The organism is Streptomyces polyrhachis, from assembly GCF_042663125.1.
GTDB lineage: Bacteria > Actinomycetota > Actinomycetes > Streptomycetales > Streptomycetaceae > Streptomyces > Streptomyces polyrhachii.
Genome location: NZ_JBHSZO010000033.1, coordinates 49,073 through 68,743, shown reverse-complemented (window position 1 = coordinate 68,743; position 19,671 = coordinate 49,073). Strand labels below are relative to the sequence as shown.

Genomic DNA, 19,671 nt, shown 5'->3' with positions numbered 1-19,671 from the left:
GGCTACCGCCGCCTCACCGTCCGGTACGAACGAAAAGGCAACCACTTCCTCGCCTTCCTCGGCCTTGCCGCAGCCCTCACCTGCTACAAGAGACTCGCGAAGCTCACCACGTGAGACATCCTCTTACCGAGCTGTGGTGGAGCAATGGCTACCGGGCATGACCACCACCTTGTCGCTGACAGCAGCGCCCACGAAGTTGCACGCCGAACTGGTCGTGCCGCCCGGTGATCAATATGAGGACGAGCCCCGGTTGATTCTTCAGTGGTTGCCGGCGCCACCGGGCTCAAGCGCACTGACCGCCTCGGTCACCCTGACCGAGGACCCGGACGTGACGCTGTGGTCGCGAGCACAGCAAATCAAGGCCACGACTATCCCCGTGTCCAGCTGGGCACGCTCCGCCAACATGCTCACCGCCACTCACCCAGACATCTACGGCAATACCCCGAGCAACTGACCAGGCGCTTGCTTGGCTTCATGAAGATCTTGCCCGACTGCACCTGGCCTCCTCATCGGGTACTGGCATATGACTGCCCCGGCCCCGCTACCCAGGGCACTTTCCTCGGTGTCTCGTCACCGCCGCGGCGGTGACGGTCGGCATGAAGTGGCGCTCGGCGGCTTCCCTCCAGGAAGGGGCTGCGCGGCCCCGCCCAGGTGATGGCGAGCTGTTCGCGGGCTCTGGTGGCCGCGACGAACAGCAGTGAGCGCTCACGCTGCAGGTCGCGGTCGTGTTGGGTACGGTCCTCGACGGCCGGGATGACGGGGCCGGGCTGTGGCGCATGGTCCGCGCCTACTCCGATGATCGCGACTGCCCGGTACTCCAGGCCCTTGATTTGGTGCATCGTCGCAAGTCGGGATGGATGTTCCGAGTGAAACGCTCCGAAGGAAATCCCGATATAAAGGCACGGAAACGGCAGTCGTATCGCCCAGGGTCTCATTTACTCGGCGTCGAGATTTCATGCCCCTGCTCACGCCCGGAGTCGTGATCGCTCTCGGGGAGTTGGAGTGGCGCGGTCGGTGCCTGATTTCCTCCCTTCCCTGCTGTCAGCCGAGAGATGCCTGTTCATGGCGCGCCATTCCGTCATGTCTTACGTCAACTGTCACAGCTCATGTGCGGTGGATAAGGAGTGCATCGGTGGCTTGCAGTGCTCCTCGGACGAAGAAGGGTCGTCTCGCGCGGCGCTGATTGAGCGCTGTCGACGGACGTCCCCTCAGGACTCCAGGAGGCCTCTGAGGGGGTGCTGCCTTCCCGCGTCCAATCCGGAATCTGGGCCGCCTCTTGTGCGAGCGTGCCGAATTGCGATCACTGCTAGCTGGGCTCCCCGTACGTTCTCTTCGGCAGAGAGGGCGCACTTGGCTTCCATATTGATTCATGATGAACAAGGAAGCTCGAACGAGACACAGTGATGTGGGAAGAAACGATTGCGTTGCTGACATTCCCAAAGGGCTTCTAAGGTCACCATCCACGGATTTTATTATCGGAAGGGATGGTCATGAGTCGGCACCGTTTCAATAAGGAGAGCGGGCGTCGGAGTGGAGAGCTTCGTGCAGCCATCTATCTTCGCGTTTCCACCGCCAGGCAGCTCAAGGGGTACGGGCTTCAGACGCAGCTCGATGAGTGCAGGAAGTGGCTGGATTTCAAGCTCGGGAAGGGGAGGTACGAAGTTGAGGTCTACACAGACGGAGGCGTATCCGGGAAGCTGACCCAGCGTCCTGATCTGAGCGCCCTCAATGCCGACATCGCAGCCGGCCGGTTCGACCTGATTGTCTTCGGGAAGCTCGACCGAATCGGTCGCACGATGAAGGACATTCACCGGTGGGTCTACGACACCACCGATCAAAACGTACGCGTAGCCACCGCAGACGGTCGGATCGACAGCGACGATGAGATGTTCGGGATCCAGCTCAGCCTTCTCGCGTACATGGCCGAACTCGAGCACGCCATGATCCTCGATCGCACCATGGGCGGCCGGGAGCAGAAGCTGGCAGCCGGCGGCTGGCCCGGAGGTGTCGCCCCGTTCTGGCTCCAACTCCCCGGCAAGGGTTCGAACGACCCCCCGACCCTTCGGGAGGAGGGCGTACTGCTGCTGGAGAACGCCGCGCGGCTCATCGCGGACGATCACCGCAACGCCGAGGACGCGGCCCGGTGTCTGAACGCGCTCGGGTTCCCTACCGCCCGCGGGCTGCCCTGGAACGGCGCCAACCTCATCCGCGCCTTCGCGCAGACGGCCCTCGACGGGTACATCGTCTACCGCAACACGGAGGCGCCGCGCGGCAGGGCTGTCCGAGTGGGACCCGACGGGCAGCCCCTGTACGGCGACACCGTCCGTATCCCCGTTCCAATGCCGCTCCCCGCCGAACGGGTGGCGCAGGTCCGGAAGGCGCTCGCCCGCCGCTCCTTCACCAAGGGGACGCAGAAGGGGTATCTCCTGAGCAGCCGTGCGCACGCGCCCTGCGGGAGTCGGTACGCGGGGACGTATCGGGCGCTGCGCGACCGCACCACGTACCGGTGCGGTGGCCGCCGGAACGTACCTCCCTGCGACTGCCAGGAGATCCTGGCCGGCCCTCTCGAAGAGGCGGTGTGGGCGGAGGTCGCGAAGGTCTTCGGCGACCAGGAGAAACTCAACCGGCTTGCCGAGGAGTGGCTCGGCGATGTCCCCGATCGGGTGCGGTCGTACCGCGAGCGCATCACTGATCTTGATGCCCAGATCGAGCAGGGCAAGCGGATGCGTACGAAGCAGTTGGCCGCTCTCGTGACGGCCGTATCCCTGGACGAAAGCGACGACGGAACCGAAGGGGCCCTCCGCGAGGCTGTCGAGCAGGTGAAAGAAGAAATCCGGAACAAGGAGCATCATCTGCGCCAGATGCGCGACGACACCGTGGAATGGCTGCGGGACGCCGAGCAGCAGGCGGAACGGGTCAGCGCGATCCGGGAGTTGGCAAGCAACGTCCAGCCCCAGCTTGAGAGTCTCCCCCTGGACAGGAAGCGCGATCTGCTCGACCTGATGGATGTCCGGGTGTACGTGGCCAGCGAGGTGCCCGGGGCCCTCCGAAGCAAGGGCTGCCCCTTCGAGGCATGGTTTACCGACCGCGGGCGCCTTGTTCCGCCACCGCTTACCGACACGCAGTGGTCGCAGGTCGCAGCGCTCTTGCCAACACCTCTGAAGAAGTCCAGGATTGTGCCCCCCGGGTGACCCTTGAGGCATCGCTCCACAAGGTTCGACACGGTCTGAGGTGGAAGGATCTACCGGAGCACGTCACACAAGGGCATCGTCCGCAGGCCATCTACCAACGCTCCCTGGACTACTTGAGCACCGGGGTGTGGGGAAGGGCGGTATGCGCACTCGGCGACTACGGCGGCACCCCCGTGCCCCCGCTGTACGGCCTGCCCACGCTCCACATCACGGGTACCTTCGACCCCCAACTGTGTACCCCGCCTGCGCCCTTCACGCCCGACGCCGCCGGTCGGGACGACGGCGGACAGACGACGTGCGTGGGCGCACCCGCACATGTTTCAAGCTCTTCATGGCGTACCCGGGGGTCTTCTACAGCGACGACGGCCAGATCCTGCGGGCCATGCAACGGGCCGCCGGCAACGGCGGGTTGATCATGATGCACGCCGAGAACGGCATCGCCATCGACGTCCTTGTCGAGCAGGCGCTGCGCGAGGGCCGTACCGACCCCCGCTACCACGGTGAGGTCCGCAAGGTGCTGCTGGAGGCGGAGGCCACCCACCGCGCCGTCCAGCTCGCCCGCGTCGCCGGTGCTCCGCTCTACGTCGTCCACGTCTCCGCCGAGGAGGCCGTGGCCGAGTTGGCCGCCGCCCGCGACAAGGGGCTCAACGTCTTCGGCGAGACCTGCCCCCAGTACCTCTTCCTGTCCACCGACAACCTCGCCGAGCCGGACTTCGAGGGCGCGAAGTACGTCTGCTCCACGCCCCTGCGCCCCCGCGAGCACCAGGCCGCCCTGTGGCGCGGCCTGCGCACCAACGACCTCCAGGTGGTCTCCACCGACCACTGCCCCTTCTGCTTCGAGGGCCAGAAGGAGTTGGGCCGCGGCGACTTCTCGAAGATTCCCAACGGGCTGCCGGGGGTGGAGAACCGGATGGACCTCCTGCACCAGGCGGTCCTGGACGGTCACATCAGCCGCCGCCGCTGGATCGAGATCGCCTGCGCCACCCCCGCGCGGATGTTCGGCATCTACCCCAAGAAGGGGACCATCGCGCCCGGCGCGGACGCCGACCTCGTGATCTACGACCCGGACGCCGTGCAGACGATCTCGGCGCAGACGCACCACATGAACGTCGACTACTCGGCCTACGAGGGCAGGCGGATCACCGGGCGCGTGGAGACCGTACTCTCCCGGGGCGAAACCGTCATCGACCACCGGCAGTTCACAGGGCGCGCGGGACACGGCCAGTACGTACCGCGCGGCACCTGCCAGTACCTGATCTGAGATCGACCCTGAGCCAGCTCAGAGATAGGGGACCGAAGTGGACTTCGGACTCGTCCTGCAGACCGACCCGCCCGCCTCCGCCGTCGTGGACCTGATGCGCCGCGCCGAGGACAACGGCTTCGACTACGGCTGGACCTTCGACTCCACCGTGCTGTGGCAGGAGCCGTTCGTCATCTACAGCAGCATCCTGGAGCACACCACCCGGCTCAAGGTCGGCACCATGGTCACCAACCCGGGCACCCGCGCCTGGGAGGTCACCGCCTCCGCCTTCGCCACCCTCAACGAGATGTACGGCAACCGCACCGTCTGCGGCATCGGCCGCGGCGACTCCGCGATGCGCGTCGCCGGGCGCAGGCCCAACACCCTGGCCCGCCTCAGCGAGGCCATGCGCGCCATCCGCGACCTCGCCGAGGGCCGCGAGACCGAGGTGGACGGCGCCACGCTCCAGCTCCCGTGGGTGGAGAACGGCCGACTCCCCGTCTGGATGGGCGCGTACGGGCCCAAGGCGCTGGAGCTGGCCGGCCGGGAGGCGGACGGCTTCATCCTCCAACTGGCCGACCCCTATCTCACCGAGTTCATGGTCCGCTCGGTACGGGAGGCCGCGGCCGCCGCCGGGCGCGACCCGGACGACGTCGCCATCTGTGTCGCCGCCCCCGCCTACGTCGGCGACGACCTCGCGCACGCCCGCGAGCAGTGCCGCTGGTTCGGCGGCATGGTCGGCAACCACGTCGCGGACCTCGTCAGCCGCTACGGGGAGCGCTCCGCACTGGTGCCCGAGGCGCTCACCGCGTACATCAAGGAGCGCGAGGGCTACGACTACAGCCACCACGGCCGCGCGGGCAACCCGTCCACGGACTTCGTCCCCGACGAGATCGTGGACCGCTTCTGCCTGCTGGGGCCGGTCGAGGCGCACATCGAGAAGCTGACGGCGCTGCGCGAGCTGGGCGTCGACCAGTTCGCGGTCTACGCGATGCACGACGCGAAGGAGGCGACGATCGACGCCTACGGGCAGTACGTCATCCCCGCGTTCAGCCCGGCGAGTTGAGGCCCGCCGCCAGGCCCGCGCCCGGACCCGCGCCCAGCCCCGCCTCCAGCCCCGCGCCTAGAGAGGACCGCGTATGACAGCCACCGCCCCGTCCCCCGCGGAGGGGGGACAGATAACCGACGCGCAGGGGCGCGTCGAGCTGGCCCCCGGGGTGATCCCCACCGACAGCGGCTACTACAACGACGACCTGCGCCCGCTGCCCGCCGCCCAACGCACCTGGCAGACCTACAACTTCATGGCGCTGTGGGTCGGCATGGCCCACTGCATCCCCTCCTGGACCCTCGCCTCCGGCCTGGTCGCCCTCGGGATGGACTGGCGCCAGGCGGTCTTCACCATCGCCCTGGCCAACGTCATCGTCCTGCTGCCGATGCTGCTCACCGGGCACGCCGGCCCGAAGTACGGCATCCCCTTCCCGGTGCTGGCGCGGGCCTCGTTCGGACTGCGCGGGGCGAACCTGCCGGCGATGATCCGGGCGGCGGTGGCCTGCGGCTGGTTCGGCATCCAGACCTGGATCGGCGGCCAGGGCATCTTCGTCCTGCTCGGCGGGGTGCTGGGGGCCGACTGGGCCGCGTACGGGCACGTGGGCGGCCAGCCCTGGCCGTTGTGGCTGTGCTTCCTGCTCTTCTGGGCGCTGCAGATCGCCATCATCCACCGGGGGATGGAGACCCTGCGCCGCTTCGAGAACTGGGCGGCCCCCTTTGTGATCGTCGGCGCGATCGTGCTGCTGGTCTGGATGACCGACAAGGCCGGCGGTCTCGGCCCGCTCCTCGACCAGCCCTCGCAGCTCGGCTGGGGCGCGGACTTCTGGCCGGTCTTCTTCCCCGCGCTGATGGGCATGATCGGCTTCTGGTCGACGCTCTCGCTGAACATCCCCGACTTTACCCGCTTCGGCAAGGGCCAACGCGCCCAGGTCTGGGGCCAGTCGCTCGGCCTGCCGACCACGATGACGCTCTTCGCCGTCCTGTCGGTGCTGGTCACCTCCGGCTCGCAGGCGGTCTACGGGGAGGCGGTCTGGGACCCGGTGCAGCTGGCGGGCAGGGCGGACAACAAGATCGGCCTGCTGTACGCGCTCGTCACGGTGCTGGTCGCGACGATCTCGGTGAACCTCGCCGCGAACGTCGTCTCCCCGGCCTACGACCTCGCGCACCTGGCGCCCAAGCTCATCAACTTCCGTACGGGCGCGCTGATCACGGGCGTCGTCGGGGTGCTGATCTTCCCGTGGAAGCTGATCGAGTCCCCGGACGTCTACATCTTCACCTGGCTCGGCACGGTCGGCGGCCTCCTCGGCACCGTGGCCGGCATCCTGATCGCCGACTACTGGCTGCTGCGCCGCACCCACCTGGACCTGCCCGACCTCTACCGCCCGCACGGCCGCTACTGGTACGCGGCCGGCTGGAACTGGCGCGCGGTGCTCGCCTTCGCGGTGGGCGGCGTCCTGGCGGTGGGGGGCTCGCACACGGTGCCGGGCTCCCAGGGGCCCTTCCCGGCGGACGGCCTGATCCCGTTCCTCAAACCGCTGGCGGACTACGGCTGGGCGGTCGGCCTGGCCTCCGCACTGGTGCTCTACACGCTGCTGATGCTGCCGCTGATGGCCAAGGAGCGCCGCTTGATGGGGAGTTGACCGGATGGGGAGTTGGCCGACGGGGAGTTGACCGGCGGCCGACCCGGGTACGGCGGACGCGACGGGAGCGTCCGCCGTACCCGGGTCGGCTCCACCCCCTACCGGCTCTGCAGGATGCCCGTCCCCTCCGGGTCGCGCTCCGGGTTCTCGGCGTAGCGCTGACGCAGTACCGGCTCCACCAGGGCGCGCAGGGCGCGGGTCTGCTCCGCCGTCTGCTCGGGCTGCCCCGTGCGGTGGGTGCGCCGTACGTCCGCCACCGCGGCGCTGATCTGGCGGGCCAGCTGCGGGGAGGCCCCGTCGGTGGCGCGTTCCGCCAGCAGCAGGGCGGAGGCGGTGCCCGAGCCCAGCAGATGGGCCCAGAGCAGCTCGATCATCAGCCGGCACTCGCCGGTGTCGCCGACGCGCAGCGCGTGCCGGGCCTGCTCGATGTCGCGGCGCAGTCCGGCCGCCTGCTGCTCCGAGACGAACTCCCCGTAGGTGTCCAGGAAGTGCTGGGCGGTGGAGACCGTGCGCCGCAGCTGCTCGCGCGCCTCCGCGTCGCCGCCCTCACCGCCCTTCCCGGCCTTCTTCGGGGAGGCGGCGCGGGGGCTGTCCGTACGCAGGGTGGTCTGCAGCGCCAGATCCCGCCCCGGCACGCTGATCAGCACCGTCACGATCCGGTCGGCGTCGTAGTTGAACGTGACGTCGACCCGGCTGTTCACCCCGATGTCGTGCGGCAGTTCGAACTCGATGACGCCCTGCTCCTTGTTGCGGCTGGCGACCGGATCGTCCCCCTCGTAGACCGGCACCCGGATCATGCGCCCGTCGGTGGTGGAGAAGGAGCGGCTGCGCGGCTCGGCCAGCGGATAGGGCGTACCGCGCGGGATGATCGGCACGAAGACGTCGCGCTGCTCGCCCTGGGCGGCGCCGATGCCCAGCGCCATCCCCGTCACCTCGTAGATCACGGGCGCGTCCACCGGGGCGGCGTCCGCCAGCGAGGCGCCGCAGGACTCGCAGCTGGCCGCCGACTCCTCGTTGGACCGTCCGCAGGCGGGGCACTCCACGCCCTGCAGCGTCCCGGCGAGGATGCCCGCGCCCAGCGCCACGCACTCCATGGGGTTGACGTCACGGCGTACCTTCGCCGTGCCGAAGTAGGACTCCACCGTCCGGTAGACCAGCGGGATCAGCGTCGAGCCGCCCACCAGCAGCACGTCGGTGATGTCCTCGCGGCTCAGCTTCTGCCGGCCCAGCGCCTCCTCCACCAGCCGCATCGTGCGGTCCACCAGCTCGCGGGCCATCTCCTCGAACTCGTCGCGGGTGATGGTCATCTCCACGTCGACCAGCGCCCCGCCGCCCTCGGGCCGGAAGGCGGCGGGGATGATGATGTCCGCCTCCTCGACCTGGCTGAGCTGGCGCTTGGCCGACTCGGCGGCGGCCTTGGCGAGATAGCGGAACTGCCGGTCGCCGAAGGGGTCGACGCCGTGCCGCTCGCGCACCCAGTCGATGATCCGCGCGGTGATCGCCAGATCGAAGTCGTCGCCGCCCAGCCAGCTGTCCCCGTGGAAGTCCAGCACCTGGAACATCCCGTGCCGGCTGGCCCCCTTGGCCATGTTGAGGATCGAGATGTCGAAGGTGCCGCCGCCCAGGTCGTAGACCAGGACGCGGCGCCGCTCGGCGCCCGCGTCCAGGCCGAAGGCGACGGCCGCGGCGGTCGGCTCGTCGATGATCTTCTTGACGGTCAGTCCGGCCTGCCGGCCCGCGTCGCGGGTGGCGGCGCGCTGGGCGTCGTGGAAGTACGCCGGGACGGTGATCACCGCGTGGGTGACGTCCTCGCCCAGCACCCGGGAGGCGTCCTGCTTGAGCTTCTGCAGGATCAGCCCGGAGACCTCGGCGGGCCGGTAGCGGGTGCCCGCCAGCACCACGTGCGCGCGCGGGTCCTCGCCGCCGCCCGGCACGATCGGGTACGCGACCCGCTCGCGGGCCTCGATGACGGCCGGGTCCTCGTAGTCGCGGCCCATCAGCCGCTTGACGGAGACGACGGTGTCCTGGGGCTGGCGGCCCGCGAAGTTGACCGCGGTGCGGCCGACGAGCGTCGACTCCTTTCCGTCGCGTACGCGCACGGCGACCACGGAGGGCGTGAGGGTCTCGCCCTCGCCGTTGGTGAGCACGGCCGCGCTCGAACGCTCGCCGTCGTAGCGGGAGATGACGCTGTTGGTGGTGCCGAGGTCGATGCCGATGGCCTTCATCGCTGCTGCTCCTGGGGGGCGTGACCGGGGGTGTCTGGGGTGGCGGGTATGTCGGGGGTCTCGGGGGAGTCCGGGGCCGCGGGAGTACGGGCCGCAGCGGCGTCCGCCGCCACCGCGACCTGAGCGGGGCGTACCAGCCGGCGGCCGAAGCGGTAGCCGGGCCGCAGCGTCTCCAGCACCTCGTCGGCCCGCGCGCCGGGCGCCGCGCGCTCCTCCACCACCTCGTGCAGGGCCGGCTCGTAGTCCTCCCCGGCGGTCGCGGTCACCACCTCAAGCCCCAACGTGTCGGTGTAGCCGCGTAGTTGGGCGCCGAGCAGCCGCAGCCGCTCGTGGGCGCCGGCCGGGTCCGGGTCGGGGCCGGCCGCCAGCACCCGGTCGAAGGAGTCCAGGACGCCGACCAGCTCCAGCAGCGCCGTCCTGGAGTGCTCGTGCGCGTCGTAGGCGGTGAGGATCGTGGGCCGCGCGCGGTCGGGCGGCGGGAGGAAGGGGTGGCTCATCCGGTGCCTCCGGGGGTACGGGTCGAATCCGACGGGGAAGAGGGGCGGGCGGGGACGGGGTCAGCGGTCGAAGCGCAGGAAGTCCTCGACCAGTTCCAGGGCGTCCACCCGCTCCAGCTCGGGGACGGACACCGCCTCGCGGGCGGGCGGCGGAGGCGGGAGCGGGCGCAGCTCCCCGGCCAGTTCGTCGAAGTCGGCGCGCCGCAGGGACAGGCACGCGGCCACCTCGGGCGGCTCCTCGGCGCCGGAGGCCGCCTCCTCCTCGGCGGCCAGCGCGGCGAGTCGGGCGGGGACCTCGGCGGCCGGGTCGGCGTCGTAGAGCAGCAGGTCCACCAGCAACCGCCCCTCCACGGACCGCAGTTCGTGCCACGCCGTCTGCGTCGCGGTCCCCATCAGCCCGCGCTCCATCAGCGTGAAGGAGACCTCCTGCATCTGCGCATGCGTGGTGTGCGGGCCCACCCCGGCCGGGGCGAGCACGTCGTACGGGAAGGGCGCGGGCCAGGGCAGCCCGGGGTCCTTGAGCAACTCTCGACTCCTTACGCGGTGTCCGCGGCGGTCACGGCGCCGGCGGTGGGGGCGGGGGGACGAGGCCCGGCAGCAGCTGCGCCAGCCGCTCCGAGGCCTTGTCGTGCAGCTCCGACAGCTCGCGGTTCTCCGGCAGATACCCCAGCGCCTCCGCCAGCTCCGCCACCGACGTGCGCAGGGTGAGCACCGCCTGCACGGTCTGCCCGGACTTCAGCAGCACCGTGGCCTGCATCGAGCGCACGATCGCCAGACTGGCCTGGGCGCGCAGCAGATGCGGGTTGAGGGTGACGGCCCGGCGCAGGTCGGCGATCGCCGACTCCGCGCTCCCGCGGCGCTCGTTGACGGTGTGGACGGCGCGGGCGGTCAGCTGCGCCGCCAGCCGGCCGCAGACGCGCTCGTGCTCCTCGCCGGTGGTGAAGACCTGCGCGAAGTCCAGCAGCATGACGGCCGCGTCGAAGTCCTCCGCGCGGGCGAACTCCTCCGCGCGGGCCGCCGCCGCCTCGGCGATGCGCCCCTGCGCCCGCGCCTCGCGGCCCACCTCCTGCGCCCGGTCCACCGCGCCGCGCCAGTGCGTGGTGGCCGCCGCGACGTCGGGCTCGGAGCCGGCCAGCGCGCTCGCGCCCAGCGCCAGCCCCGCCTCCATCGCCAGCGCCGCCGCGTCCTGCCCGAACAGCCGCCTGCCGTCGGCAAGTTCGGCGTACGCCGGATTGGCGGCGGCGAAGCCCGCACAGCCGGCGGCGCACTCCACCGGGCGCCCGCGCAGGGAGGGCGGCGCGGGCCGCGTACGGCACAGGGGGCAGCGCACGTCGGCGAGGGAGTCCAGCGCCTCCCGCATCCGCCCGGCCCGCAGCCGGGCCCCCGGGAGGCCGAGGGTGGAGAAGGCGAGCCGCAGCCGCTCGGTGGCCTCGTCCTGCGGGCGGGCGGCGACGTAGGCACTGAGCCGGCCGCCGAGCCCCAACTCCTCGATCCACAGCGGCCCGCACACCAGCGTGCCGCCCTCGGGCAGCGGCAGCCCGCCGCAGTCGCGCAGGGCCTGCGCGCCGTCCGTCTCGCGCCGCAGCAGCAGCCGCGCCTCGCCCTCGGCCGGCAGCAGATCCTCCAGCGCCTCCCGCAGCCGCCCGCTCGCGGCCTCCACCGCCGCCCCGCTCACCGGCGTCCCGTAGCGGGCCTCGGCCTCCTGCCGTACGCGGGCGAGGAAGTCCTCCCGGTGGAGCACGGCGCTCCAGGCGGCCAGGCAGCGCCGCCACTGCGCGGGGGAGGGCGCCGGGACGCTGAGCGAGGCCACCGCGAGGGTGTGCGCGAGGCGGGGGTCGCCGGGGGAGCGCCGGACCGCGTCGGCGAGCAGGTCGACGGCCGCCTCGCGGCGCCCGCCCAGGAGCAGCAGCAGCGCGTCGAGGGGGTCGCCGACCGTCGACGGGCCCCAGGAGCCCAGGAGTTGGGCCGCCTCGGCGTAGCGCTCCTCGGCCGCGTGGTGCAGGGCGCCGGTGCGCAGCAGCCGCGCCAGCTCCCGTTCGGTGCGTACGTCCGGGGCGGGACCGGCGCCGCGCAGCGCCTTCGCGGCGGTGCGGTGGTGACCGGCCCGGCAGAGCGCGACCGCGCGCCGGTGCGGGTCTGCTGTGCTACCGGGCTCGGCGTCCAGCGAGCCCGAGCGGTGCGCGACCTCCTCGGCCAGCGCCTCGCGCAACGGGCCCGGCGGGAGCGGCGCCAGCAGCCGGCCGGCGTCCTGCCAGCGCCCGGCGCGCAGCTGGAGGGCGGCCAGGGCGAGCGCGGCGCGCTCCCTCCCGCCCAGGCGCGGGTCGCGCTCGGCGGCCAGCTCCGTCAGCTCAGCCGCCGCCTGCGCCGTCTCCGCCGCGTCCCCGCCGTCGGCGCCCAGCAGGGCCAGGGCCAGCCGCGCCCGGCGGTCCTCGGGGCGCAGGCGCAGCACCCGGCGCCACAGCAGCGCCGCCTGCGCCCGCTCGCCGTCCAGGGCCGCGAGCAGGGCCAGGTAGTACAGCGGGCGCGGGTCCAGCGGCTGGTCAAGACACGCCTCGCGCAGCAGCTCCCGCGCCTGCGCCCGGTCCTCCTCGCCGCCCCCGCCCCCGGCGACCGCCTGCCAGGCGGCGTGCAGCCGCAGCTCGGCCAGCTCCTGTGCGGCCGACATACCGCCCCCGTTCGAGGTGCTGTCCTCATCCGGCCCGTCGTCCTCGTCCGACAGCCAGTACACCTCCGTGCCGTCCTCGCCGCGCGCCTCGTCCGGGCCCGGCTCCGACAGCCAGTACACCCCGTCGTCCGCGTCGGGCGCCCCCTCCGCAGCCCCCGCCCCGACGCCCTCCGGCAGCTCGCCGTCCGGCGCCAGCAGCCGCAGCGCCGTCGCGTAGTCCCGGTCCCGCGCCGCCTCGCGCGACGCCAGCCGGGCGGCCCCGGCGGCGAGGTCCCCTACCTGCGGCAAGTCCGGGCGCCGCGCGGCGAGTTGCCGCCAGAGCGCGGCGCTCTCCCCGTGCCGCTCCAGGCGCCGCGCCAGCAGGGCGTGTCGGTGCAGCGCCGCGTCGTCGACCGAGGCCGCCCCGTCCGAGGCGAGCTGCTCGTACGAGGCGAGCGCGGCCTGCGGAAGCCCGCGCCGCTCCTGCGCGTACGCGACCAGGGTGCGCGCGAGGCCGGCGCGCGCCCCGGCGCGGGGGAGCAGCTGGGTGAACGACAGCTCCGCCGTCGCCCACTCCCCGGCGTTCAGCTGCAGCAGCGCCGACACCCAGCGGGCGTCGTCGTCCAGACCGCGATGGCGGGCGGCGGCGAGCAGGTCGGCGCGGGCCGCGCCCGTCTCACCGCACCGCAACCGGGCGTAGGCGCGCTGCACGTACGCCCGGCCGAGCGTCGCGTCACGCTCCAGGGCGGCGGTGAAGTGCGCGACGGCGGCGGCGTGTTCGCCCGCGTGGGCGGCGGCGCACCCCGACCAGTACCAGCCCTCCCAGCACGCCCCGTCCAGCCGGCAGACCTCCTGGAAGGACCCCAGTGCCTCGGCGTGGCGCCCCTGCCCGAGCAGCGCGCGCCCCTCCGCGACCAGCCGGCGCGCCTCGGCGCCCGCCGTCCCCTGCGGCGCCCGATCCCCCACGGTCACCCTGCGGCCCCCTCCCGGTCCGTCCCCCTGCATCGATAAGTAGCACGCCCACCGCGCCCCCGTGGTTCACACGGCGGGAAAAGCGCCCCCTGTGGCATGGATCATGTCCGCCTCCACCTTGCCGCGGGGACTTCGCCGGCGGAACACCGCGCAGCCACCCCCTGTCAGCCCCCCGTGGTTCGATGGGCACATGATCGAGGAGTTTCTCGCCGGCTATGGCCCGGCCAAGGTGGAGCAGGCGATGCGGCAGGCCGCCGCGGACGAGGTGATGCCGAGGTTCCGGCAGTTGGAGGCGCACGAGATCGCCGAGAAGCGCGGTCCGTACGACCTGGTGACGGTGGCAGACCAGGGCGCCGAGCGCCATCTCGGGCGCTCGCTCACGGCGTTGCTGCCCGGTTCGGTGCTCGTCGGGGAGGAGGGCGTCTCCGAGGACCCCGCGCTGCTGGAGGCGGTCGGCGGCGAGGCGCCGGTGTGGATCGTCGACCCGGTCGACGGCACCTGGTTCTTCGCGCACGGCGAGCCCGGCTTCGCCATGCTGGTCGCCCTCGCGCACCACGGGGAGGTGCTCGCCTCGTGGACGTACGCCCCGGCGTACGACGAGATGGCCGTCGCCATCCGCGGCGCCGGCGCCTGGGCGGACGGCGAGCGGCTGACGGCCGGCTCGCCCGCGCCGGGCGCCGACCTCACGGTCGCCACCTCCAGCCCGCAGTACATCTCCGACGAGGAGCACCGCCGGCTGCTGCGCCTGGAGACCGAGGGCGTGGCCCGCCGCGACACGGGCTCGGCGGGGCTTGAGTATCTGCGCATCGCCAAGGGGGAGTTGGATTCGACTGCCTATACGTGGGAGAGCCCCTGGGACCATGCCGCGGGGCTGCTGCTGGTCGCCGAGGCGGGCGGGGTGAACGCGACCGTGGCGGACGAGCCGTTCCGTGTCGCCGGGGGCAACGCCCTGCCGTTCGTCACCGCGCGCGACGAGTCGACGGCCCGCCGGCTGCTCGGCCTGCTGCGGGACTGACAGCACACCACCCGGGCTTCCGTGGATACGTACCCACGGAAGCCCGGGTGGTGTCATCGCCTCAGCGGCGTGCGCCGTGCGTCAGCCGCCCGGCGTGAAGGACGCCGCCGCCTCCGCGGTGAACGCCTCCTTCACCACCGACGCGCCGCCCTTGGCCTTGTCGTCGGGGCGCAGGATGAAGCTCTCGCGGGTGGAGGGCTGGTCGGGCTTGGAGAAGTCGTGCTTGATGCCGAAGCCCAGGTCCGCGTCCGTGAGGGAGAGCATCGCCTTCGTCACGCCGGCCCGCGTCAGGTCCTTGGCCTCGCACGCGGCCTTCAGCGCGTCGCCGAAGGCGGTCACGGCCGAGTAGCCGGCGATCACACCGCTGTCGACCAGCTGACCGGGGTACTCCTTCTCGTACGAGGCCACCAGCTTCGACGGGCCCGGCTCGGTGGAGCCGATGGGCAGCGCCGACACCGCGTAGGTGAAGTTCGCGAGCAGCGCGGGGGCGGCCTGCGTCTTCAGCAGCTGCGGGGCGTAGGTCGGGTTGGAGCCCACGACGGGCGCGGCCAGCTTCGCGGCGGCGGCGACCCCGACGAGCGAGGCGGTCTGCGCGGGGCCGGCGCTGATCAGGACGGCCTTGACACCGGCCTTCTTCAGCGCGGTGACCTGCGCGGTCATGTCCTGGTCGGTGGGCTTGATGCGCTGCTCGACGATGGTGAGCCCGGCCTTCTCGGCGGCGAACTTCGAGCCGGCGAGCGCGTTCTCGCCGAAGTCGCCCTCGAAGTAGACGTGGCCGACCTTGTCGCCGCTCTTGATGCCCTTGTCGCTGACCAGGTAGTCGACGGCGTTGATCATCTCCACGTCGTATGTGGCGCCGATCTCGCGGATCGACTCGCTGCCCAGCAGCGCGGCGGACCAGGCCTGCGGGATGACGAGCGCCTTGTCCTGCGTGTCGATCTTCTGCTTCACGGCCGCCACGAACGGCGAGCCGATGAACTGCGGGAAGCCCAGCACCTCGGGCGCCAGCTCGGTGTACGCGGAGACGGCCTTCTGCGGGTTGTAGCCGTGGTCGCGGATCTCCAGCTTCAGCTGCCGGCCGCACACCCCGCCCGCCGCGTTGGCCTCCTTGACGTACAGCTGCTGGGCCTGGGTGATGCTCTTGCCCAGCGTGGCGTAGACACCGGTCATGTCGGTGAGGGCGCCCAGGGTGATGGTGTCCGCGCTGACGCCCTTGTCGGTCTTGACCGAGGAGGCGCCGCCCTTGCCACCGTCGTCCTTGCCGTCGTCCTTCGCCTTGCTGCTGCACCCGGCCCCGGCGAGCGCGAGGACCGCGGCCAGTGCGACGGCGGCCTGCCGCGAGGCGGCCTTGGAGAACGGAGTCTGCATGAAGTGCTCCCTGAGGGTGACGGGTTCGGTGGATGGGGGTGGAGCAGTCGGGCAGTGCGCGCGGGTCCGGGCCCCTATGAGGACCGGCCCCGCAGCCGCAGTCGGGCAAGCCCTCCCGGTAGGAAGAGCACCACCACGACCACGGCGGCCCCGTACAGGTACCGGGACGCCTCCCCGGGTGCGATGCCGCCCGTTCCGGGGGCGGAGACCAGGGGCAGCGAGTCGCTGTAGTGGTCGATGAGCTGCGGCAGCAGGGAGACGAAGGCGGCGCCCAGCACCGCGCCCGAGACCGAGCCGAGACCGCCGATCACGATCATGGCGAGGAACTCCAGCGAGAGCACGAGGCCGAAGTACTCCGGCACCGTGCGCTGGAAGACCAGCGCGAGCAGTACGCCCGCCAGCCCGGCGTACATCGAGGACAGCACGAACACCTGGCCGCGCACCCGCGCCACCGGCACGCCCATCACACCGGCGGCGATCTGGTGGTCGCGGATGGCGTTCATCGCCCGGCCGGGCCGGTCGTGCAGCACGCCCCGGGCGAAGAAGGCGCTGACGGCGAGCAGCACCAGGCCCAGGTACCAGAGCTTCTCCATCGACTGGAAGGGCACGCCCATGAGGACCTGCTCCGAGTCGTCCAGCCGCAGCCCCAGCACGTTCAGCGGCGGCACGTCGCGCCCGTTGTAACCACCGGTCAGATCACTGGCGTTGAAGAGCACGTGCTGGCCGATGAAGATCAGCGCCAGGGTGGCGATGCCCAGGTACGAGCCACGCAGCCGCCCGGCGATCGGACTCAGCAGCCCGCCCGCGAGCCCGGCGATCAGCACCGCGCCGGCCATCGCGAGCAGCGTGGGCACGCCCAGGCCGGTCAGTCCGTCCTTGCCGTCGCCGGCCAGCGCGCAGTAGCTGTACGCGCCCACGGCGACGAAGAAGGCGTGCCCGAGGGAGAGTTGGCCGGTGGCGCCGGCGAGCAGGTTGAGCCCGATGGCGCCGATGGCGGCGCCCATGGCGAACAGCCCGCTCTGCAGCCAGAACCGGTCGGCGTAGAAGGGCAGGACGAGCAGCAGCACCGTGCCCGCCGCGCCCAGCCACACCTGCGGCCCCAGGGGTATGCGCGAACGCCCGCCCGTCTCGGCGGCCTTGACCGCCGCGGCCGGGGCCTCTTTCACGTCAGACACGGGTCAGCTCCCTCGTTCCGAACAGCCCGGCCGGCCGCGCGAGCAGCACCAGCAGCATCACCAGGTACGGTGCCACCTCGCCGATCCCCCGTCCCAGGAACGACAGTTCGTCCTGGTAGCCGGTGGCCAGCGCCTGGGTCACGCCCACGATCAGGCCGCCCGCGAGGGCGCCGGTGGTGGAGTCCAGGCCGCCGATGATCGCCGCGGGGAAGGCCTTGAAGGCGGCGAAGGACGTCGCCGCGGCCAGCCCCGGGGTGGGGAACACGGTGAGGAAGAGCGCCGCGACCGCGGCCAGCGAACCGGCCACCGCCCACGCCGCGATCGACACCCGCCCCAGCCGTACGCCCATCAGCGCGGCCGTCTCCCGGTCCTCCGCCGCCGCCCGCATCGCCACACCCCAGGAGGTGTAGGTGAACGCCAGCAGGAAGACGGTGATGACCAGCGCGGCGACGACCAGCGCCGCGACGCGGGTCTGCGGGACGGACACGGAGCCCAGGGTGAGCAGCCGGTCGCCCCACGGGTCGCCCAGCGGCAGCACGTCGGGGCCGATGCGGCGGGTGAGTTCGGTCAAGAGCAGGATGTCCACGCCGATCGTCACGATCGCCAGCACGCTGTGGTCGCTGCCCCGGTAGCGGCGGATGACGAGGAACTCGACCAGCGCGCCGAGCACCGCGGCCCCCGCGATCCCGGCCCCGAGCGCCGGCCAGAAGCCGATCTCGCCGCTGAGCTTGGCGGCGATGAAGCCGCCCGCCAGCAGCAGCGAGGCGTGGGCGAAGTTGACCACCTCGGTGGCCTTGAAGATGATCACGAAACCGAGCGCGATCAGGGAGTACACGGCGCCCAGCGAGACACCGTTGATGAGCAGTTCGAGAAACGTCGTCACGAGCGCACCTCCTTCGTGGTCTCCTCGGCACCGTCCCGCGGCTGCGGGACCTCTTCCGACCCGGCGCCCTCAGGGTTCTCGGAATCCTCGGCCGCCTCGGCCCCGAGATAGGCCCGGATGACGTCCGGGTCGCTCTGCACCACCGCGGGCGGCCCGTCGGCGATGCACCGCCCGAAGTCGAGCACCGTCACGGCGTCCGCGAGCCGCATGACCATCCCCATGTCGTGCTCCACGAGCACGATCGAGATACCGAGGCTCTCGCGCACCCGCGCGATCACCGAGGCCGTACGGCGCCGCTCGTCGGAGGTCATCCCGGCCACCGGCTCGTCGAGCAGCAGCACCTCCGGCTCCATGCACAGCGCCCGGCCCAGCTCCACGAGCTTGCGCAGCCCGTACGGCAGCGCCGCCGCCGGCCGGTCGAGATAGGGCGCGAGACCGGTGAACTCCGCGATCTCCACCACCCGTTCACGGTGGCGCGCCGCCTCGCGGGCGGCGGACGGCAGCCGCAGCCCGGCGGCGAGGAAGCCGGTGCGGGTCAGCCGGTGGCGGCCCAGCAGCAGGGTGTCGGCCACCGTCGCGTACGGCGAGACGGCCAGGTTCTGGAAGGTACGGGCCACGCCCAGCCGCGCGATCTCGTGCGGCGAGCGCCCGGTCAGCTCCTCCCCACCGAGGCGCACGCTGCCGGAGGTCGCCCGGTAGACGCCCGAGAGGACGTTCAACGTGGTGGACTTACCGGCGCCGTTGGGCCCGATCAGCGCGTGCAGGCTGCCCGGCTCGACGGTGAACGACACCGAGTCCAGGGCCAGCAGCCCGGCGAAGCGCACCGTCAGCTCGCGCACCGCCAGCGCCGGCGGGGCGGGCGCCCCGGCCGGGGGGCCGGCGGCGCTCTCCGTCTGCGTACTCACGACACCCACCTCCGCAGCGCCGGCGCCGAGGTGGCGGCGGTGAGCGCCGCCACCTCCTGCTCCGTCTCGGCCGCCACCGTCTCGTCGACGACACCGAGATAGCGGTGCCGTACCTCGTCGGAACCGCTCAGCTCGGCGGCGGTGCCGGCGAGCGTGACCTTCCCGACCTCCAGCACATAGGCGTACCGGGCCACCCCCAGCGCCAGCGCGGCGTTCTGCTCGACCAGCAGCACCGAGGTCCCCTGCGCGTTGATCTCCCGCACGGCCTCGGCGATCCGCTTGGCCATCAGCGGCGCGAGCCCCAGCGAGGGCTCGTCGAGCAGCAGCAGCCTCGGGCCGGCCATCAGGGCCCGCCCCAGCGCCAGCATCTGCTGCTCCCCGCCGGAGAGCAGCCCCGCGACCTGTCCGGCCCGGTCCTTCAGCACGGGGAACAGCTCGTGCACCCGGTCCAGCGCGCGGGCCGCGGCCCGCCGCCCGCCCGAGGCGCCCAGCGTTCCGGCACGCAGGTTGTCCGCCACGCTCATCCGCGCGAACACCCGCCGCCCCTCCGGCACTTGTACGACACCGGTGGCCACGACCCGGTCCGGCGCCAGCCGGTCGAGCCGCTGGCCGCCGAAACTCACGGTCCCGCCGCGGATCGCGCCGCCGGAGAACCCGAGCGTGTGCGAGATCGCGCGCATCAGGGTCGACTTCCCGGCCCCGTTCCCGCCGAGTACCGTGACCACGGCGCCCTCGGGCACCTCGATCGAGACCCCGTCCAACGCCTGGACGGGCCCGTACCCGACGGTGAGCCCACTCACCGAGAGCGAGGCAGCAGTCATCGGCACTCTCTTTCCGGTCGGCTCCTGGTTGGCGCACAGCACACCATC

14 protein-coding genes and 3 pseudogenes are annotated in these 19,671 nt (G+C 72.1%); 7 read left to right on the top strand and 10 right to left on the bottom strand.

Annotated elements, in window-relative coordinates:
• Positions 1 to 114: pseudogene (locus ACFQLX_RS19930) on the top strand (IS5/IS1182 family transposase); the annotation flags it as partial.
• Between the two features lie 43 nt (positions 115 to 157).
• Positions 158 to 454 (top strand): hypothetical protein, encoded by a 297-nt coding sequence (locus ACFQLX_RS19925; RefSeq protein WP_386417065.1) that lies wholly within the window; start codon positions 158 to 160, stop codon positions 452 to 454.
• Positions 455 to 614: 160 nt separating this feature from the next.
• Here the strand turns inward: ACFQLX_RS19925 and ACFQLX_RS19920 are convergent.
• Positions 615 to 842: pseudogene (locus tag ACFQLX_RS19920) on the bottom strand (3'-5' exonuclease); the annotation flags it as partial.
• A 648-nt stretch (positions 843 to 1,490) separates the two neighbouring features.
• Here ACFQLX_RS19920 and ACFQLX_RS19915 point away from each other — a divergent pair.
• From ACFQLX_RS19915 to ACFQLX_RS19900, 4 genes and pseudogenes are all read left to right on the top strand, one after another.
• On the top strand, positions 1,491 to 3,191 hold the full coding sequence (locus tag ACFQLX_RS19915; RefSeq protein ID WP_386417063.1) for a recombinase family protein: 1,701 nt from the start codon (positions 1,491 to 1,493) through the stop codon (positions 3,189 to 3,191).
• Positions 3,192 to 3,504: 313 nt separating this feature from the next.
• Positions 3,505 to 4,452 (top strand): annotated as a pseudogene (locus ACFQLX_RS19910) (amidohydrolase family protein); the annotation flags it as partial.
• Positions 4,453 to 4,489: 37 nt separating this feature from the next.
• The gene (locus ACFQLX_RS19905) at positions 4,490 to 5,497 is read left to right on the top strand and encodes a TIGR03842 family LLM class F420-dependent oxidoreductase (protein ID WP_386417062.1); all 1,008 of its coding nucleotides are present in this window, start codon (positions 4,490 to 4,492) and stop codon (positions 5,495 to 5,497) included.
• Positions 5,498 to 5,570: 73 nt separating this feature from the next.
• Positions 5,571 to 7,118 (top strand): NCS1 family nucleobase:cation symporter-1, encoded by a 1,548-nt coding sequence (locus tag ACFQLX_RS19900; RefSeq protein ID WP_386417060.1) that lies wholly within the window; start codon positions 5,571 to 5,573, stop codon positions 7,116 to 7,118.
• 98 nt (positions 7,119 to 7,216) lie between these two features.
• On the opposite strand, the gene ACFQLX_RS19895 is transcribed toward ACFQLX_RS19900, so the two are convergent.
• Genes ACFQLX_RS19895 through ACFQLX_RS19880 form a run of 4 tightly spaced genes read right to left on the bottom strand, consistent with a single transcriptional unit; the run spans position 7,217 to position 13,456 of the window.
• The gene (locus ACFQLX_RS19895; RefSeq protein ID WP_386417058.1) at positions 7,217 to 9,343 is read right to left on the bottom strand and encodes an Hsp70 family protein; all 2,127 of its coding nucleotides are present in this window, start codon (positions 9,341 to 9,343) and stop codon (positions 7,217 to 7,219) included.
• Positions 9,340 to 9,840, bottom strand: coding sequence for a nucleotide exchange factor GrpE (gene grpE / locus ACFQLX_RS19890; protein ID WP_386417057.1), 501 nt, complete (start codon positions 9,838 to 9,840; stop codon positions 9,340 to 9,342). Before grpE ends, ACFQLX_RS19895 begins: the two co-directional genes overlap by 4 nt.
• A gap of 60 nt (positions 9,841 to 9,900) precedes the next feature.
• Positions 9,901 to 10,365, bottom strand: coding sequence for a hypothetical protein (locus ACFQLX_RS19885; protein WP_386417056.1), 465 nt, complete (start codon positions 10,363 to 10,365; stop codon positions 9,901 to 9,903).
• Positions 10,366 to 10,396: 31 nt separating this feature from the next.
• The gene (locus ACFQLX_RS19880) at positions 10,397 to 13,456 is read right to left on the bottom strand and encodes a tetratricopeptide repeat protein (RefSeq protein ID WP_386417055.1); all 3,060 of its coding nucleotides are present in this window, start codon (positions 13,454 to 13,456) and stop codon (positions 10,397 to 10,399) included.
• 190 nt (positions 13,457 to 13,646) lie between these two features.
• Here ACFQLX_RS19880 and ACFQLX_RS19875 point away from each other — a divergent pair, with 190 nt between their 5' ends.
• A complete protein-coding gene (locus ACFQLX_RS19875) occupies positions 13,647 to 14,471 on the top strand; it encodes an inositol monophosphatase family protein (RefSeq protein WP_386417053.1) in 825 nt (274 codons plus the stop codon).
• 81 nt (positions 14,472 to 14,552) lie between these two features.
• Here ACFQLX_RS19875 and ACFQLX_RS19870 read toward each other — a convergent pair whose 3' ends face one another.
• From ACFQLX_RS19870 to ACFQLX_RS19850, 5 genes are all read right to left on the bottom strand, one after another.
• Positions 14,553 to 15,839, bottom strand: coding sequence for an ABC transporter substrate-binding protein (locus ACFQLX_RS19870; RefSeq protein ID WP_386417052.1), 1,287 nt, complete (start codon positions 15,837 to 15,839; stop codon positions 14,553 to 14,555).
• A 74-nt stretch (positions 15,840 to 15,913) separates the two neighbouring features.
• Positions 15,914 to 16,948 carry a branched-chain amino acid ABC transporter permease gene (locus tag ACFQLX_RS19865; protein ID WP_386417071.1) on the bottom strand — a complete coding sequence of 345 codons (1,035 nt, stop codon included), beginning with the start codon at positions 16,946 to 16,948 and terminating at the stop codon, positions 15,914 to 15,916.
• Between the two features lie 58 nt (positions 16,949 to 17,006).
• Positions 17,007 to 17,897, bottom strand: a complete 891-nt coding sequence (locus tag ACFQLX_RS19860; protein ID WP_386417050.1) for a branched-chain amino acid ABC transporter permease — start codon at positions 17,895 to 17,897, stop codon at positions 17,007 to 17,009.
• Positions 17,894 to 18,802, bottom strand: coding sequence for an ABC transporter ATP-binding protein (locus tag ACFQLX_RS19855; protein ID WP_386417048.1), 909 nt, complete (start codon positions 18,800 to 18,802; stop codon positions 17,894 to 17,896). The genes ACFQLX_RS19860 and ACFQLX_RS19855 overlap by 4 nt, the downstream gene beginning before the upstream one ends.
• On the bottom strand, positions 18,799 to 19,623 hold the full coding sequence (locus ACFQLX_RS19850) for an ABC transporter ATP-binding protein (protein ID WP_386417047.1): 825 nt from the start codon (positions 19,621 to 19,623) through the stop codon (positions 18,799 to 18,801). The genes ACFQLX_RS19855 and ACFQLX_RS19850 overlap by 4 nt, the downstream gene beginning before the upstream one ends.
• Positions 19,624 to 19,671 lie beyond the last annotated feature (48 nt).